18 protein-coding genes and 1 pseudogene are annotated in these 16,661 nt (G+C 39.0%); 13 read left to right on the top strand and 6 right to left on the bottom strand.

Annotation, left to right across the window (positions count from 1 at the left end; genetic code table 11):
* Positions 1–28: 28 nt before the first annotated feature.
* Positions 29–175: pseudogene (locus AC503W_RS11280) on the top strand (DUF2188 domain-containing protein); the annotation flags it as partial.
* A gap of 57 nt (positions 176–232) precedes the next feature.
* Here the strand turns inward: AC503W_RS11280 and AC503W_RS11275 are convergent.
* Positions 233–475, bottom strand: coding sequence for a DNA alkylation repair protein (locus tag AC503W_RS11275; RefSeq protein ID WP_402868932.1), 243 nt, complete (start codon positions 473–475; stop codon positions 233–235).
* 102 nt (positions 476–577) lie between these two features.
* Here AC503W_RS11275 and yoyC point away from each other — a divergent pair, with 102 nt between their 5' ends.
* The 6 genes from yoyC (at position 578) to AC503W_RS11245 (ending at position 5,800) form a co-directional block, all read left to right on the top strand.
* Positions 578–862, top strand: a complete 285-nt coding sequence (gene yoyC, locus AC503W_RS11270; protein WP_403079425.1) for a protein YoyC — start codon at positions 578–580, stop codon at positions 860–862.
* A 103-nt stretch (positions 863–965) separates the two neighbouring features.
* Complete coding sequence (locus AC503W_RS11265; RefSeq protein ID WP_407406390.1) at positions 966–1,928, top strand: YncE family protein; 963 nt, start codon at positions 966–968, stop codon at positions 1,926–1,928.
* Between the two features lie 5 nt (positions 1,929–1,933).
* The gene (locus tag AC503W_RS11260; protein WP_494914203.1) at positions 1,934–2,626 is read left to right on the top strand and encodes a response regulator transcription factor; all 693 of its coding nucleotides are present in this window, start codon (positions 1,934–1,936) and stop codon (positions 2,624–2,626) included.
* On the top strand, positions 2,616–4,028 hold the full coding sequence (locus tag AC503W_RS11255) for a sensor histidine kinase (RefSeq protein ID WP_494914202.1): 1,413 nt from the start codon (positions 2,616–2,618) through the stop codon (positions 4,026–4,028). Before AC503W_RS11260 ends, AC503W_RS11255 begins: the two co-directional genes overlap by 11 nt.
* 18 nt (positions 4,029–4,046) lie before the next feature.
* Positions 4,047–4,490 carry a FixH family protein gene (locus AC503W_RS11250; protein ID WP_427687022.1) on the top strand — a complete coding sequence of 148 codons (444 nt, stop codon included), beginning with the start codon at positions 4,047–4,049 and terminating at the stop codon, positions 4,488–4,490.
* Positions 4,491–4,954: 464 nt separating this feature from the next.
* Complete coding sequence (locus AC503W_RS11245; protein ID WP_494914201.1) at positions 4,955–5,800, top strand: CAP domain-containing protein; 846 nt, start codon at positions 4,955–4,957, stop codon at positions 5,798–5,800.
* 97 nt (positions 5,801–5,897) lie between these two features.
* Here the strand turns inward: AC503W_RS11245 and AC503W_RS11240 are convergent, their stop codons facing one another.
* Positions 5,898–6,365 (bottom strand): Hsp20/alpha crystallin family protein, encoded by a 468-nt coding sequence (locus AC503W_RS11240; RefSeq protein ID WP_402956879.1) that lies wholly within the window; start codon positions 6,363–6,365, stop codon positions 5,898–5,900.
* A 161-nt stretch (positions 6,366–6,526) separates the two neighbouring features.
* Between AC503W_RS11240 and AC503W_RS11235 the strand changes: the two genes are divergently transcribed.
* Positions 6,527–7,300, top strand: a complete 774-nt coding sequence (locus AC503W_RS11235) for an SDR family oxidoreductase (RefSeq protein ID WP_427591788.1) — start codon at positions 6,527–6,529, stop codon at positions 7,298–7,300.
* A gap of 56 nt (positions 7,301–7,356) precedes the next feature.
* Here AC503W_RS11235 and AC503W_RS11230 read toward each other — a convergent pair whose 3' ends face one another.
* Together AC503W_RS11230 and AC503W_RS11225 are read right to left on the bottom strand one after the other, a co-directional pair.
* Entirely contained in the window at positions 7,357–8,712 is a 1,356-nt protein-coding gene (locus AC503W_RS11230; protein WP_494914195.1) for an MATE family efflux transporter, read from the bottom strand.
* 127 nt (positions 8,713–8,839) lie between these two features.
* Positions 8,840–9,952 carry a mechanosensitive ion channel family protein gene (locus AC503W_RS11225; RefSeq protein WP_402956885.1) on the bottom strand — a complete coding sequence of 371 codons (1,113 nt, stop codon included), beginning with the start codon at positions 9,950–9,952 and terminating at the stop codon, positions 8,840–8,842.
* 189 nt (positions 9,953–10,141) lie between these two features.
* Between AC503W_RS11225 and murG the strand changes: the two genes are divergently transcribed.
* The 5 genes from murG (at position 10,142) to AC503W_RS11200 (ending at position 15,344) form a co-directional block, all read left to right on the top strand.
* Complete coding sequence (gene murG / locus AC503W_RS11220) at positions 10,142–11,230, top strand: undecaprenyldiphospho-muramoylpentapeptide beta-N-acetylglucosaminyltransferase (RefSeq protein ID WP_427688851.1); 1,089 nt, start codon at positions 10,142–10,144, stop codon at positions 11,228–11,230.
* A 54-nt stretch (positions 11,231–11,284) separates the two neighbouring features.
* Entirely contained in the window at positions 11,285–11,434 is a 150-nt protein-coding gene (locus AC503W_RS11215) for a YflJ family protein (RefSeq protein WP_402956889.1), read from the top strand.
* 171 nt (positions 11,435–11,605) lie between these two features.
* Positions 11,606–12,715: an endospore germination permease gene (locus tag AC503W_RS11210; protein ID WP_427688849.1), complete on the top strand. Its 1,110-nt coding sequence runs from the start codon at positions 11,606–11,608 to the stop codon at positions 12,713–12,715.
* Positions 12,690–14,162, top strand: coding sequence for a spore germination protein (locus AC503W_RS11205; protein WP_427688847.1), 1,473 nt, complete (start codon positions 12,690–12,692; stop codon positions 14,160–14,162). The genes AC503W_RS11210 and AC503W_RS11205 overlap by 26 nt, the downstream gene beginning before the upstream one ends.
* A gap of 3 nt (positions 14,163–14,165) precedes the next feature.
* Entirely contained in the window at positions 14,166–15,344 is a 1,179-nt protein-coding gene (locus AC503W_RS11200; protein WP_427688845.1) for a Ger(x)C family spore germination protein, read from the top strand.
* A gap of 70 nt (positions 15,345–15,414) precedes the next feature.
* Here the strand turns inward: AC503W_RS11200 and AC503W_RS11195 are convergent, their stop codons facing one another.
* On the bottom strand, positions 15,415–16,098 hold the full coding sequence (locus tag AC503W_RS11195) for an LrgB family protein (protein WP_402868905.1): 684 nt from the start codon (positions 16,096–16,098) through the stop codon (positions 15,415–15,417).
* Complete coding sequence (locus tag AC503W_RS11190; RefSeq protein WP_402868903.1) at positions 16,073–16,465, bottom strand: CidA/LrgA family protein; 393 nt, start codon at positions 16,463–16,465, stop codon at positions 16,073–16,075. Before AC503W_RS11190 ends, AC503W_RS11195 begins: the two co-directional genes overlap by 26 nt.
* Between the last annotated feature and the right edge of the window lie 196 nt (positions 16,466–16,661).

Raw genomic sequence — 16,661 nt, 5'->3', positions numbered from 1 at the left:
GGACTAGTTATTGAGGAGGCGGTTATGGATGCCGTGGAACAAAAGCGATTATCCTAATTCAATGAAAAATCTTGATGCAGATGTCCGTGAAAAAGCCATTGAGATAGCGAACGCTTTACTTGATGAAGGATATGAGGACGGGAAAGCTATTCCAATCGCCATTGATCGAGCAAAAATGGCAGTCGGAAAAGAATAAAAAAATCAGGCCCCTTAAAGCATGGGCCTGATTTTTTTATGACTGCAGTCCAAAAGCTGCAAATGTTTTCTCATCTTCAATAAGCCCACATGCTGCGCACTGTACTCGAACTTCAGGACCATTATAGGCTAGGTGAAACGGCTGAAGGGCATCATTTGAGTACTGTTCGACAATCTCACCGGATTGTGGATCTTTCTTAACAGGGGTGGGAACCTGTTCAATGAGATTGAAACGGGATTTATTTGTCCTGCAATTCGGACAACGATATACTTGAGACAATTCACTCACTCCTTTAGAAGTAATAAAGTTAAAATATACTTATAGTCTTTACGAAGATGATTTTTAATATGTATAAATTAGTAATGGATGGAAGGGAAATGGATGAAAAAGTTAATGAATGATGAGACAATATTGGAGGCTTATCTAAGCCTATGGAATAACAGGAGGGTATTGAAGGGGGAAGAAGAACCGTCAAAAGTTCTGTCAGAACTTATCCGACGTGAACTCTTGGATGAAAATGCCCATCCTCGGGCAAGGAAGCCAATTCATGATAAATTTCATTTAAGTGTCAATCGGGTGAGGGAATCCTCTCTTACCGATGCAGAAAAGACAGCAATCATTTCAGCTTACCATGCGGTACAGGAACGACTGTTGGCTTCAAAGTGAAGCGGGAGTTGTTCATCATTTTTCTTTTTTGCTTCATACTTTTTTCACATTTTATTGTTAGAATATTTGAAAATAGCTTTTAAACGAATGAGGAGTCAAAGTCATGATGCGGGTCATTCCCCTTTTGCTTGCCGTTGCCCTGCTTTGTGGATGCGACAGCAATGAAACGTATACCAAAATAAACCTGGATAAATCTTTTTTGGCTACTGTCAACATTAAAGATACAAGCTTGACGTTCCTGGATGAAAACTATCAGCGCTTTGCCAGTTGGGATATTTCTGAACCCTTTACAGGAGCTTTGCTCTTAGCGGATAAAGATACGCTCCTTCTGTATGGAAAGGAGATGTCGACGATTGAAATCTTTTCCCTATCCGCTGGTAAACACATAAACAGCTGGAATTCAGGGAAGGGGATCGTCAATATGCTTATGCTAGAAGAAGACAAGGGGATTGTGGCTGTCAACCAATTAAATCATTCCATTTCCTTTTTAGATGAAGAAGGCAAGGAGCAAGACAGGGTCAGGGTTGGTCAAAGCCCCTTAACCGTACTTCAAGGGAAGCAATCACATAATTTGTTTGTCGTTAACTTTGGGGATACCATCTGTTCGGTGATTGATCTTGAAACAAAAAAAGTTGATCGGGAGTTTACGATAAAGAGTTCCTCCACAGGCGCTTTAGTAAGGGAGGAAAATGAAGAAATTTGGATAGGCGGTCATGGTGAGGGAAAAAAGGTAGAAGAAAATCTCTATATTTATTCGACAGAGACGGGAAAGTTGAAGAAAAGGATTAAGGCGGCGACTATGCCAATAAAATTCATTGAAAATGATGACGGGATTTTTATTCTGAGTCATGGTTCAAGTTCTTTATATAAATTGAATGACAAATATGAAGTGATCAAGAGCCTTGTTGTAGGTGTCAATCCTTTTGAAATGGGAAACTTCAAGGAGGATTTGATAGTGGCAGGGTATGACAGTGATGAAGTGTATATAGTGGATACTGAAACCATGGAGGTCAAGAAAACGGCAAAAGTCGGTGAAGGTCCATTTCAAATGTTGGTTAGGGAGTAGATAACATGCATCATTACACCATTTTAATCGTTGATGATGAAGAAGATATGCGTAACTTGGTAGAAATGTATTTGCTTAACTCAGGATATAAATGTCTTCAAGCGGATAATGGGAGAATGGCTATATCCCTGCTTGAAGTTCATGATGTAGATTTGATCTTAATGGATATCATGATGCCGGAAATGGACGGTTTTTCCATATGTGAAAAAATCCGCTCACAATCTGAAGTCCCTATCATTTTTGTCAGTGCAAAAGGTGAGGAATGGGATATGGTAAAAGGATTAGGGATAGGCGCCGATGATTATTTGGTGAAACCTTTTAATCCAGGTGAACTGGTGGCCAGGGTTGGAGCTGTACTACGCAGAGCAGGGAAAATGTCATTGAAACGAGAAGATACAAATAGCATTCAGCTGGGTGAAATTAACGTCAACCTTGATTCCAGAACTGTGTCTCTAGAGGGGAAGCAAGTGATATTGACATTGAAGGAGTTTGAATTGCTCGTATTCCTCATCCGTCACCAAAATCAAGCGCTGAGCCGCGAGCAGCTCCTCGAGAACATTTGGGGCGGAGAATATGGGGGTTCTTTACGTACGGTAGATACCCATATCAAAACGTTAAGGATGAAATTGAAGACTGACGACTATATTCATACGGTATGGGGCATTGGCTATAAAATCGAGGAAAAACATGTGGAATAAGCGACCGTCCCTATCTATTAAAATATGGGTAACGATTATTGCCGCAATTATTCTATCGGTTCTATTCGCATACTCGCTATCACAATATTATTACAAAAACTTATATGTAAAAAAAATTAAAACAGATTTAGTTAATGAAGCCAGCTTGCTTGGTGTGGACTATTCCGGAGGGGAAATCACTGAAGATTTCGTGGAAAAGGTAGAATGGTTCAATAGTAAAAATGATAGTGAAGTCTTTGTTGTCAGCAACCCAAGGGAATTAAGTGCTTGCCTGCCCTTTGAAATCGATTATGACACCCTCATTTCAGAAGAAGAAAGGCAACTCCTATTGGCCGGACAAGCCGTAGAAAAAGAAGGGTATGAGAAAAGGTTCGATAAGAATATTGTAGCGGCAATTATTCCTTTAAACGATGGAGATCGCCTTGAAGGCATCATCTATACATATATTCCCGTTGATTCGATTACCGATTTACTTAGAGAGTTTGCAGCAAAATGGTTGGGGGCCGTATTTTTATTTTTAATTGTTGTGATTTTCCTTATGACAAAATGGTTGAAAAAGTTGGTCAAGCCGATCAAGGAAATGGAACACGCTGCCAATCGCGTTTCGGATGGTGATTATAATATTAAGCTTCAAGTCAAGAGCCAAGACGAAATAGGGAGTTTGGCTCAAGCATTCAATGAGATGGCACAGTCCATTTATTTAGAAGAAGAAAGAAAAAAAGAATTCCTCGAAAATGTAGCACATGAGCTTAGAACACCATTGAGCTACGTTTTAGGATATACACAGGCCATTAAGGATGGCATTGTGAAAGATGAAGAAGAAAAACAAAAATACCTTCAACTCATTTCAAGGGAAACGCAAAGGCTGCAAAAACTTTTAAGGGATTTAATGAATTTAGCTAAGTTGGACAGTGAACAAATTGGTCTTCATAGTACGCCAATTGCCTTTGCCCAATTCATAGAAGAAGTGTTGGTTAAATATGAGCCTATTATGAAAGAAAGGCAAATCCGGTTGGAGGTTGAACTAGATCCTGACCCGATTATTATGGGTGACGAAGGAAGAGTAGAACAAGTTCTTCATAATATCCTGGATAACGCCATTACATATACGGAAAATGGGGGCACCATCTACTTAACATTGACCCAGCAAAAAGAAGAGTGTGAGCTAATCATCGGAGATACTGGAAGAGGAATACCGGCATCAGATATTCACCATGTGATGGAACGCTTTTATCGAGTGAACAAAGCACGAAGCCGATTTGATGGGGGCTCGGGGCTGGGGCTTTCCATCGTCAAAAAATTGGTGGAGCAGCAAAAAGGTAAAATTACTATAGAAAGTGAGGAACAGATAGGTACAAAAGTTAGCATAGTGCTACCGACTATAGTAGATGAATGGAATTAATAAAAAAGGGGAATGGCAATGAAAAAAATGATGATTGTAATGTGTGTAGCTTTAGCCCTACTGGCTGGTTGTGGTAAAGAAGAGGAGATTCCAAAACTGCTGAATGTAGATCTAACGGTCGAACCTACTAAAGGGGAAAGGGACGAGCCTGTAACATTCAAGGCAAAAGTGACCTATGGTGAAGAAGAAGTGAAGGATGCAGATGATGTGAGCTTTGAAATATGGCTGGCAAATAGTGAGGATCATGAAAAAATAGCCGCCACCCATAAAGGAAATGGAATCTATGAATTGGAAAAGTCGTTTAATGAAGAAGGAACTTATTATGTATATGCCCATGTAACCGCTAGGGATATGCACAATATGCCTAAGAAGGAATTCATAATCGGAACTCCAAGCTCACCCGAGGAAAATGGTGGTTCCAAAAATATGGATGAGATGGATCATGACGAAAGTGATCATTGAAAATAATTTTTTTTGTCACAATTTCTCGTAGTGAAAAAAGGTTCGGTAAAACTCGAACCTTTTTTCAATTCTATTGAATCTTCATTATTTTTCAAAAAAAGAAAGAAAAAGGAACATTATAAATGTGTTTCATACGAAATATTTGTAATATAAAAGTAAAAAAAGTCATATCAATAAGGGTTTATACAAGTTGTCAACTAAAAGTTATTAGTATTCCATGGTAATGGTAATACGTATCTTCCATTGACAAAAAAATCATGGAAAATATATGAATATGTAAGAAATAGCAAAACATTGATAGAATAAGGTTTATCTCTATGACTATGAAACTAGGATAATATTCCTTCCGATCAATTGTTGTTGGATGTGTCATTGGAAATTGATGGTGCCTTTATTACAAAAAATGCATGATATGATATTTCCAGAGCCAAGACACATCAATGAATTAACGGGAGGAAATACAAATGAAAAAGAAAATATTCATATCAGCAGCAGCAGCTGCAGCTATAATTTTTACAGGAGCGGGTGCTAGCCAAACTGAAGCGGCAAGCTGTGAAACTGTGAAACAAGTAACATATAAATCTATCAATCAGGAAGATATACAAAAAGTACTTGAACAATACTTAGCTAAGTATAATATTGCAATGCCAACTTCACACTTCGCATTCCAACAATTAGTACAGCAAGTACAATTAACACCGGAAGCAAAAGCTGAAACACCGGAAGAAGTAGCAGCACCAGAAGCACAACCTGAAGCAACAGAAGAAGTAACAGCACCAGAAGCACAACCTGAAGCAACAGAAGAAGTAACAGCACCAGAAGCACAACCTGAAGCAACAGAAGAAGTAACAGCGCCAGAAGCAAAACCTGAGACAACAGAAGAAGTAACGACAGAGAAAACAAATGAGGAACAAAAAGAGACAAGCTCAGAATTAAGTGCTTTTGAACAAGAAGTAGTTACACTAACAAATGCTGAGCGAGCAAAACAAGGTCTAGCAGCTCTTGAAATTGATACAGAATTGAGCAAGGTAGCCCGTGCGAAGTCTCAAGATATGAAAGACAATAATTATTTTGATCATAATAGCCCCACGTACGGTTCTCCATTCGATATGATGAAACAATTCGGAATTAGCTATACATCAGCTGGAGAAAACATCGCACAAGGTCAACAAACACCAGAAGAAGTGGTTGAAGCTTGGATGAACAGCCAAGGCCACCGTGAAAATATCATGAATGCAAGCTTTACTCATATCGGTGTTGGATATGTAGAATCAGGTAACTACTGGACTCAACAATTCATCGGTAAATAATAAGTTTAATAGAATAAAAAGAGTGTACCTTGAAATTTGAGGTACACTCTTTTTTGCGTTAGTTCAGAAATGATTGCATGTAATCGTTCTAGAGGAATTAAAATTCTGAAACATCGATTTCGGAATACTGCGAATTAAAGCTTTTAGGCAGACGGATTTCTAATGTACCGTCTTTATATTGTGCAGCAGCACCTTTTTTCTTAACGAGAGCAGGCAATGTAATCACATGTCGATCCGATGCTTCGGGTATACCTTCAACGATTGATTGATTAGAAGTATGTTTCAGTTTCATTTGTTTGAGCCAGGCTTCATCCTCGATGGGTATTCTTATGAAGACAAATGAATGCGTTTCGAAAACTTCTGAATGTAAGGGGTGTTCTGAAGGCTTATTATCCTTTTGGAAAGGATTATTAGCTTGGTTCGTCATTCCTTGCATATTTTCTGGTATGACTTGTGTAAATACCTTTTCAATAAAGGTCTGTACATCACTTTGCTGCATATTCTTTAAGAAGTCTTTTTGATTTGAGTTTTTCTGGAAAGAAAAAAGTGAATTCCAAGGAAACATATTGAATTCCTTTCTCCTGCATTTCTGGTGACAGGGTTATTTTTGTTATTTTATGCAGGCTCAAACCTATGGGTTCATTTTCCGATATGTTAATTTTTAGGAAAATAACTCGTGCCTATGTATAATATAAAATAAAAATCATTTGGTAAAGAGGGATGCCTGTGGATGAAAAAGTAGCTGTTATTACGGGAGGAGCAAAGGGAATCGGTAGAAGGACTGCCTATTCCCTAGCAAGTATGGGGGCGTCAATAGTCATCACCTATCGGAAAAGTCAAAAGGAAGCAAAAGCATTGGTACAAGAATTGAGGGAAATTTACTCAGTAAAAGCATTGGCAATTGAAGGCGATGCTTCAGTTGAGAAAGATTGCAAGAGCCTGGTGGAAGTGGTTATGGATACTTTTGGAAGAATCGATTTCTTCATCCATAATGCAGGACCTTATTTGCATGAACGAAAATCCATGACCGAGTATAGCAGTGAAGAATGGAATTACATGATGAACGGTAATCTAAATGGTTTTTTCTTTATGACAAAGGAAATCATCCCTCATATGCGAAAGCGAAGATGGGGTAGGATCATCACGCTCGGTTTTGACCGTTGTGAGACGGCACCTGGCTGGATTTACCGCTCGGCGTTTGCTGCTGCAAAAAGCGGGTTGACCTCTTTAACAAGAACATTGGCATTAGAAGAAGCAACCAATGGAATCACGGTCAATATGGTCTGTCCAGGGGATATCGTAGGTGCATGGAAGGAAGCCGAGATTTTTATGGCCAAGGGGGAGAAGGATGAGTTGGTCCCGGTAGGAAGACCCGGAACAGGAGGAGACGTTGCACGAGTCATTACCTTTTTGTGCGAAAATCAATCTGATTTCATTACCGGAAGCGTCATTCCAATCACAGGCGGAAGTGATATTCTAGGTAAAATCAATAAGAAGTAATAGGATAGATAAAGATAAGAAAAGGTGAAGAAAGGATAAATCCTTTTTTCACCTTTTTAAGCGGTTTTATTGAATTTTATATGCTGAATGTATCGTAAACGAGCGGCCAGACCTATTGCTCCTAGTGTCAAACCTGAGATTAAACCGACCCAATATCCGAAAGCTCCCATTTCCGTAAACTTAGCAAATAGATAGCCTATAGGCAGTCCGAGTGCCCAATAGGAGACAAGTGACATAGCGAAAGTGACATTGACATCTTTGTATCCACGTAATACTCCCTGAATGGGTGCCTGCAGGGCATCGGATATCTGAAAGAAGATGGCATAGATCAAAAAATGGGAAGTTAGTGCAACTACAGCGTGATCTTTTGTGTAGAGAGCAGCTACAGGTTCCCGGAAGAAAAATAGGATAGCTGAACTGACGAGGGCCATCGACAGAGCCATGATTATTCCTATCTTGCTGTATTCACGGGCGTCATTATATCGTTTAGCACCAATTTCATATCCAATGACAATGGTTAGGGCCATAGATATACTAAGCGGCATCATATAAAGCAATGACGCGAAATTCATCGCAATTTGATGTGAAGCAATAGTGATCGTATCATATTTACTCATGAAGAGGGTAACGGCTGAGAAAATGCTTGTTTCGAAAAAGATGGCCAATCCGATAGGGACGCCTATCTTTAATAGGGACCGCCATTCAATCCAAGATACCCTGAAAAATTCATGGAAAACGAGATAGGAAGAGAACGGATTCATTTTCACCACGACTAAGATGGCAATGATAGCGATTAACCAATAGGTAATCGCGGTGGCATAACCAGAACCGACCCCTCCAAGTTTCGGAAAACCAAATTTTCCGTATATGAGAAGGTAATTGAACACAACATTTATCGGAAGTGCGATCAACGTAATGACCATCGAAATTCTTGTTTGACCCAGTGCATCAATGAAGGATCTTAAGGCATTGTATATGAATAATGGAACAATCCCGATTGATAGGGCAACCAGATAGTCATGCGCGACCCGGTGGACAGTTGAATCCAAATCCATGGCATTCAAAATAGGGTTTAAAACAAATGAGCCGACGACTAAAACTATGACGGCTAAGGATATGGCCAAGTATATGGCCTGCATCACTGAAAAGGATACCAATTTTGTACGTCTTGATCCGATTAGCTGTGAGACGACCGGAGTCAAGGCAATCAAAATGCCACTCAATCCCGTATAGACTGGAGTCCAGAGCGAACTTCCTATCGAGACGCCGGCAACATCTTCGGTACTGTATTGGCCCGACATCATCACATCAAAAAAAGTCATGGCATAGAGACTGATTTGGGTGATGAGGATAGGTATCAAAATATAAAATAACAAACGGATCTTTTCTGACTTTTTATAAGTTTGATTCATCGATGTACCTCGGTGTATGAAATTTTTTCACAATGAAAGAATTATATCATAAAATCCCTTTAACATTTTGATTTTATTTAAGGCAAGATATAAAAAGGGACTGCCGGTATTTAGGCAGTCCCTTTTGTCAGTCATGCATGGATTGAAAATCGTTCATGTCTGCTGTATGCGAATCGGTTTGTAGGATGAATGCCTGAGAAGGGATGGCAATCTGGACATCTTCTTCTTCGAGGATATCCAAAATCTTAAAGTTGATATCTTCTTTGATGGCTAAATACTCCCCATAGTTGGTTTCGTTTGAGAAGAAATACAAATAGATGTTGAAACCCGTATGGCTGAACTCATCAAATTTCACCAGTATGGTTTCGGGATGGACTTCCGGATGGTCAGTAAGCATTTTTTCAACTCTCTTAATGACATTTTCCAACTTGTCCTTTGGCGTTGTGACATTCACGCCTAAATGAAAAGCAATCTGCCTTTTGCCCATCTTCGACCAGTTGATGATTGGTTCATTCGAAAGGGTGGCATTCGGAACCGTAACGAGAGCCTGCGCAAATGTACGAACCTTCGTACTACGAAACGTAATGTCCTCAATCGTCCCTTCGACACTTGGTGTTTTAATCCAGTCGCCGATAGTAAAAGGTTTTTCGGTAACGATAACGATTCCACCGAAGAAGTTACTGACAGTATCCTTTGCAGCAAGGGCAAAGGCTAGACCTCCTAGTCCAAGACCTGCAACAAATCCATTGACGTTAAATCCCCATTCTTCCGCAATGATGGATGCTCCCAGTGCCAAGATAATCAATTTAATGATTTTCGTTAAGAACGGCATCACGATTTGATCGACTTCCAGTCCGAATTTACTAACTAACTTAGGGAACAAGATGGTTAAAATCGAGCTGATATTGAAAATCGTCCAAAAGAACAAGAAGACAAAGACCGAACGGTATATCTTCGATCTCATAATTTCTGATGGGATGTCAATTGGAAAGTAGTGCATCGAAATGATGATCCCTATCAAAACGATGAGCCATCTTACTGGTTGCTCAATGGCTAGCATTAGGTTGGCGGCAAATTCAATTTTTCTTTTTTTTGCGATTTTAAGGAAAAATTTGAAAATATAAGTAGTGAATGCTTTCCTTAACAAAAGGACCAGAAGGAAAATGACGATAGAAATTCCTAGTTGTGTCCATGCATCAATTCCTTCAAATTGATTAAGAGATTCAGAAACTTCTTGCAATGTAATGTTCCTCCAATGTATTCTGTAGAATTGTAGAATACTAAGATTATAATATATTCAGAGTGAAAATGAAAAAATAATCGCTCATTGCATTTATTACGTTATTCTATATCATTGTTTGCATTTTCGAGTAAATATACCCTTGAAATGTGGTACTATGGATGGAAAGTGATTTTTTAAGTTTGGAAGGTGGAAATTTTGACTAAGAAAGTAGTGTTTACCGGTGGAGGTTCAGCCGGTCATGTGTCAGTTAATGCAGCAATCATCCCGGAATTTTTAAAACATGAGTGGGATGTTACTTATATCGGTTCTAAAAAAGGGATTGAAAAAGATATCATTGAAAAGGAATTTCCTGAAATTCGATATGAAACGATTTCAGTTGGTAAATTCCGGCGGTACCTTTCTGTAGAAAATGCAAAAGATCCTTTCCGTGTAATAAAGGGGATTTTTGACGCAAGAAAGATTTTAAAACGAACTAAGCCTGACTTCATTTTCTCAAAAGGTGGATTTGTTTCGGTTCCGGTCGTATTGGCAGCAAGGATGTTGAAAATCCCCATAGCGATTCATGAATCTGACTATACACCAGGGCTAGCCAATAAAATTGCCATGCCGCTTGCTTCTAAAATATTCACGACATTTGAAGAGACGGAAAAGGACTTGCCAAAAGATAAGGCCATGTACCTTGGGGCGGTACTACGTGATGGGATATTCACAGGTAAACCTTCAAAAGGCAAGGCCATTTGTGATTTCACGAATAGCAGGCCCGTATTATTGGTCATGGGCGGCAGTCTTGGAGCGGTTAAAATAAATAACTTGATAACGGATAACTTGGATCAATTATTAAAGGATTATCAAATTATTCATATTTGCGGAAAAGGTAATGTCAAGTCGGAACTTAAGCAAAGAGGGTATGCCCCATTTGAATACGTACATGAAGAACTATTCGATTTGCTAGCGTGTGCTGATGTTGTTGTATCAAGAGCAGGTTCGAATTCAATTTTTGAATTCCTCGGCCTACAAAAGCCAATGCTACTTATTCCGCTTAGTGCGGCCGCATCCCGTGGGGATCAGATTTTAAATGCTGCAAGCTTTGAAAAGCAAGGCTTCTGTAAGGTGATTCAGGAAGAGGAATTATCAGATCAAGTCTTTAACCAGGCACTTCTTGATCTAGTCAATAATTCCGACGCATACCAAACGAAAATGCGTCAAAAGCGTCCGTTCAAAACTGCGGCGGAAATGTATGAATTGTTGACGAATGTAATGAAAAGTAAAAAGTAGGTTATTATTTCCCTTCCTCAAGCATATCTTTTTTCGAAAAGAGGAGGGGGAAGGATGGCTCACCAATACTCGAAAGGATGGTTCATTCAGCAGTTAAAAACTGCAGGAATCAGTTATCATCCTATTGAACGAAGAAAGTTAGAATTGTATAAAACCTATGAGTTAAGACATTTATATGAACTCACTAAAAAAGAAAAAACATAAAGGGGCCGCAACGTATTACGTTGCGGCTCCCTTATGTTTTTTCTTGGAAATAGACCCTATAACTTTTCTTTTTGGATATATTCCTTTTACACTGCAAATGCTATTTATTATTCCAAAACAATGAATGCTTTATAGTTATGGATAAAACTTTTCCCTTATGGAGTTTAAAATATGACAAAGATTAATTTTAATTCTTCACTACCGATAGTCATCCTTTCGGTAGGATTGCTGAACCACGTTATGATCATTCCTTTGGTATTGGATGTGGCAGGAAGAGATGCTTGGATATTTGCTGTTCTCACAGGTGTTTTATCTATTGGTTGGGCGTTCCTTCTGTATTGGATTTTAAAGAAGAAAAAAACGGAGCATCTTTTTCCCTGGTTGGCAAATCGAATGGGAAAACGGTTTACAAAGGTAATATGTTTTGTGCTTTCAGTATATTTGATCACGATCATCTTGACGACGGCTAAAGATATGGTTGACTGGGTCCGTACCACGTCCTTGCCAGAAACACCTTCAATCGCCATTATTATACCTTTTGCGTGTATATGTGCCGTGCTTGCGTATTCTAACCTTAAGACCATTGCCATTAATTCAGCGATTTTATTACCCATTGTGATTGTTTTAGGTTTCTTTGTAGCTACTGGTAATATACCCGAAAAAAACTATGATTTTCTCTTTCCACTATTTGAGCAGGGTTATTTTTTTGGGATTAAATCAATGTACTACATTGCAAATGGATATCTGGAGTTGATTATCGTTATATTATTTCAGCATCATCTTTCAAATGGAGAGGCCATTAAACTGAAAACGGTATTGGGGATGATGGCCATCATCACGGTATTAATCCTTGGCCCGCTTACCGGTGCCATTATTGAGTTCGGCCCAATTCTTTCTAGCGAAATGCGATATCCGGCTTATGAACAATGGCGCTTGTTGACTATCGGGAAGTACATTGCCCATACAGACTTTTTTTCCATATATCAATGGATTGCTGGCGCCTTTATTCGGGTATCAATGGCGATGTTTTTACTTCCGGATTTATTAAGAGTAAAAACAGCGAATATGAAGAAAGGGATCCTGTTAGTCCTGGCAATAATGATGATTATTATCAATGTAATTCCCTTAAGCGATATTCATTTTTATACATTCTTAAAGAACTATTATTTTCTGGGTACTTTCTTTTTGCTCATTATTCTTATTCTTTTATTTACAGTGGCAGCCAAGATGAAACCTAAACGAAAGGTGGTTCCTGATGAAACGATTCAAAAGCGCCCATGATAAACCATACTATTATACGGAAGAAGTTTTTCGAGAACTTTTCAAGAATAGTTCGGATATTTTATTTAGGGTAATGGAAAGTGAACAGAATAAAAAAGCGAACATCCTCTTATTTTATTACCCTGGAATGGTAGATACAATTGAATTGAATAATAATGTATTGCAATACATTCACGTTATGCTGGAGCAAAAGGATGATCATGAAAAGCTCGAGCCTCCATTTCATCCTTCTTTGACTTTGACAGAGCTTTCTTGCGGTCCGATTGATAAAGAGGACATAAGTAGACGGGTATTCAGCGGGGAAATCCTTATTTTTTTCCAAGTAACACAGCAGCTTTTTGCATTACCTTTACCAGACATTCCAAACAGGAGTCCGGAGGAATCTTCATTTGAAATTTCTCTTCGGGGCCCACGGGATGGGTTTGTGGAAGATCTTGCAACGAATGTGGCTCTCATACGTAAAAGGATGCGAACAGCTTCGCTATCCTATGAAGAGTTTACCATTGGGAAGAGCACCCAAACAAAAGTCGCCCTAATGTATATAGAGAACATAATAAATCCTGAACTTGTTAAGCTGGTAAGGAAAAGACTGAATGAAATTGATATTGATGTATTGATTAGTAATCAACAGCTTGAGGAGTTGATCTCAAAGGCAAATTTCAGGCTGTTCCCACTGACTCATTATACGAGTAGACCCGATTTTTGCGTGGGATCATTAAACCAAGGCAGGTTCATTGTACTTATGAATGGTTCACCCACCGTCATCATAGCACCGACAACATTATTGCTTCAGATTAAAGCGGCCGAAGATTCAAGCCTTCCTTTCATATTCGTTTCTTTAGAAAGGCTTCTACGAGTCTTTGGATTGGTGTGTTCTATATTGCTTCCAGGTTTTTGGGTGGCATTATCGGCGTATAACATAGACCAATTGCCTTTTCCTTTACTTGCAACAGTCAGTATCTCCAGATTGGGACTACCTGTCTCTGTTGCGCTTGAAATGTTTCTCATGCTAGGGTTATTCGAGTTGTTCCGTGAATCGGGAGTACGGTTACCTCAAGCAGTTGGCCAGACTGTTGCAGTCGTTGGTGGTTTGATCGTCGGTGACGCAGCAATTCGTGCCGGATTGACATCTCCAACAATGCTTGTCATCGCTGCAGTCACGTCAGTGGCTTCCTACACCTTGGTTAATCAATCTTTGACAGGGGTCGTATCAATCATCCGTTTATTAATCTTAATACTTAGTTCTATTCTGGGTATTTATGGTTTACTTATTGGATTTATATTCGTCACTTTTTGGGTTTCCTCTCTCGAGTCGTTTGGAGTACCTTATATGAATGAACTTTCACCTCCAAGTCTTTCGAAAGTTTCAGATGCTTTTATAAAAATCCCATGGAATGTTAAGAAAAGAACTAAAGGCGCTCTAGACCAAACGGAAAAGGGGGAGTAAACAGTGACACGACGATTGTCGAAGCTTTTTCTCATCTTATCGGCCTTTACACTTTTAACGGGATGTTGGGATTATAAGGATATTCAGGATATCCATTACGTGACTACTTTAGGAGTGGATTATCTTGATGGCAAGTATGAGGTATATGTACAGTTGGTTGACTTATCTGGTGTAGCCAAGCAAGAAAACAAGAGTACAGAACCGGGAAAGGTGTATGTCGGGAAACATTCAGGGAAATCCATTGCCGAGGCAATAAACCATTTGTATCAGTCGGCACAACAACGATTATACCTTGGTCAAGTTTCGACCTTTGTGTTGACGGATAGGGCGTTAAAGCACAATATAAATGATATAATTGATGCCGCATTCAGATATAATTTGATTCGGTATTCAAGTAATATTTTTGCGACGAACAAGCCATTGGAGGAATTGTTTGCTATTAAAGGTTTTTTCAATTTAACGCCTTTATATTCAGAGCTGCATTTTCCAAAAGCGGTTTATGAAAACATTTCCTATATTAAACCGATTTCATTGAGAACCTTTATTTCCACTTACAGGGACGTTTCGATAACTACGATCCTTCCGACGATTTCTTTTAGTGAAAAGGATTGGACCGAGGACAAGAAAAAGCGCAGGACTTTCATGATTGACGGAGCTTTTGTCCTGTATTATAAAAAATCGTTAAATTGGTATTCCATTGATGATTTAAAAGGATTGCGCTGGGTAACGGAAGACACGAATAGAACACCACTTGAATTTAAAAAAGGTGACGGCACAAATTACATCTCATTATCCCACCCTAAAGTGAAAATCAAACCGTTCATTAAAGATAATGAAGCTAAATACAACCTGGATATACATATTAATGGGAGTATCTTGGAAATGTCAAATACAGAACCTTTAAAGAACTTTGAAAATGTAGTTCAAGACTATATAAGAAAAGAAATTGAAAAGACATATAAAATAGGCTTAAAACGGAATGGAGATCCACTGGGTCTGGGGAGAACTCTATACCGTAAAGAATTGAAATTTTGGCAAGCTAAAGGCTTTAAGGAACCAAATGATTATTTGAAGGGAAATTCAATTGACCAAATTAACATAACAGTTAACCTGACCAACGCTGGTACACTTGATTACCATCCGTTTAAAAGTTCAAAATTGCCTGGGAATGATGGGCAATAGGAGGTCCTCAGTCAGAATCTTTTCATAAAAAATCCACATCGGCAAATGACGATGTGGATTTTTTATCATGCTAGAGAAAATGATTAATTAGTGGAAATAAGCATGAAATGATGATGCCGGAAAGGGCCATTGCCGCACCTGCGACCGCTCCTGTAAATTCACTTTCCTGTGTTGCTTGGGCAGTCCCAAGTCCGTGTGCAATTGTGCCATAAGCAATGCCACGGGCGAAAGGCATCGTGACGTTCAGTTTATCCATCAATTTAGGTGCGATCATCGTGCCTAAAACACCGGTCAAAATGACGAAAGCTGCAGAAATATTAGGGTTTCCGCCATAAATTTTGGTGATTTCCACGGCAATAGGAACTGTAATGGACTTAACCGCCAATCCCTGAAGGATATAAAGCGGAAGTGTTAAGGCTTTGGCGATGGTTAAGGCAAGGGTTAATGTCACGGCAAGACCCAGAACCATGCCGCTGATTGCTGGTATCGCATATTTTGCGATTATGGCTCTATTTTTATAAAGAGGAACGGCCAACGCAACAGTAGCCGGTCCTAAGAAATACGTGATGATGTCTTTGCCTGGGGTATAGTCATTGAAATCCAACCCACTTATTAGCAACGCGAGAATAATAGTGACTGTTCCAAAAAAAACAGGCGTTGTAAAAGGTGAAGGATGTGTACTGTATATTTTCCTACCGATAGCATAGGCTATGATCGTAATCATTATACTATAAAGTGTGATGAATGTTGTCACGCTGTTTAACCTCTTCTCTACGGGAGAACTTTTGGACGACCAGGGATGATACGATGAACCCGATAATCAAACTGATTAGCAGTGTTAGGGCTAAGGGAAGTCCGTATTTTAGAAAGAGCCACCCCATGGTCATTAAGCTTACAGAAATCGGAATGAAGAAAAAGGCCAGATGTTTGACTAAAAAGGTTGATGTAATATCAACCCACTCCACTTTTAAAATTTTAGTTTGTAATAAAATGAATAATATAAGCATGCCAATTACGCTTCCTGGAATGGGCAAACTGAAGAAATTGGATAAATAAATCCCTAGTTCACAAATGATAACCAACAGGAAAAGCTGGATGATAAAAAGAATGATTTTTTTCATAATTAGATCCTTTCCATGACTATTTGAATGTATTTAGTAATTGGTCAATTGTATTTATTATAGAAAAAGATTGAGTAAATTAATAGGGTATATGCTTATTCGGCCCAGAAAAGTTGTACTCCATATGGCTAAAAGAGGGGGAAATGTAAATAAACATAAAAAAACGTCCCAAATCCGGGACGCTTCCGTTTTCTGT

Source organism: Peribacillus suis, assembly GCF_059384845.1.
Note: the sequence above shows the minus strand (reverse complement) of the source record. Positions and strands in the feature narration are given on the sequence as shown.

Bases quoted from the DNA above. Each gene is read 5' to 3' on its own strand.
- yoyC (WP_403079425.1), top strand. From the start codon at position 578: ATGAAAAAGTTAATGAATGATGAGACAATATTGGAGGCTTATCTAAGC.
- AC503W_RS11265 (WP_407406390.1), top strand. From the start codon at position 966: ATGATGCGGGTCATTCCCCTTTTGCTTGCCGTTGCCCTGCTTTGTGGA.
- AC503W_RS11260 (WP_494914203.1), top strand. From the start codon at position 1,934: ATGCATCATTACACCATTTTAATCGTTGATGATGAAGAAGATATGCGT.
- AC503W_RS11255 (WP_494914202.1), top strand. From the start codon at position 2,616: ATGTGGAATAAGCGACCGTCCCTATCTATTAAAATATGGGTAACGATT.
- AC503W_RS11250 (WP_427687022.1), top strand. From the start codon at position 4,047: ATGAAAAAAATGATGATTGTAATGTGTGTAGCTTTAGCCCTACTGGCT.
- AC503W_RS11245 (WP_494914201.1), top strand. From the start codon at position 4,955: ATGAAAAAGAAAATATTCATATCAGCAGCAGCAGCTGCAGCTATAATT.
- AC503W_RS11240 (WP_402956879.1), bottom strand. From the start codon at position 6,365: ATGTTTCCTTGGAATTCACTTTTTTCTTTCCAGAAAAACTCAAATCAA.
- AC503W_RS11230 (WP_494914195.1), bottom strand. From the start codon at position 8,712: ATGAATCAAACTTATAAAAAGTCAGAAAAGATCCGTTTGTTATTTTAT.
- AC503W_RS11215 (WP_402956889.1), top strand. From the start codon at position 11,285: ATGGCTCACCAATACTCGAAAGGATGGTTCATTCAGCAGTTAAAAACT.
- AC503W_RS11210 (WP_427688849.1), top strand. From the start codon at position 11,606: ATGACAAAGATTAATTTTAATTCTTCACTACCGATAGTCATCCTTTCG.
- AC503W_RS11205 (WP_427688847.1), top strand. From the start codon at position 12,690: ATGAAACGATTCAAAAGCGCCCATGATAAACCATACTATTATACGGAA.
- AC503W_RS11190 (WP_402868903.1), bottom strand. From the start codon at position 16,465: ATGAAAAAAATCATTCTTTTTATCATCCAGCTTTTCCTGTTGGTTATC.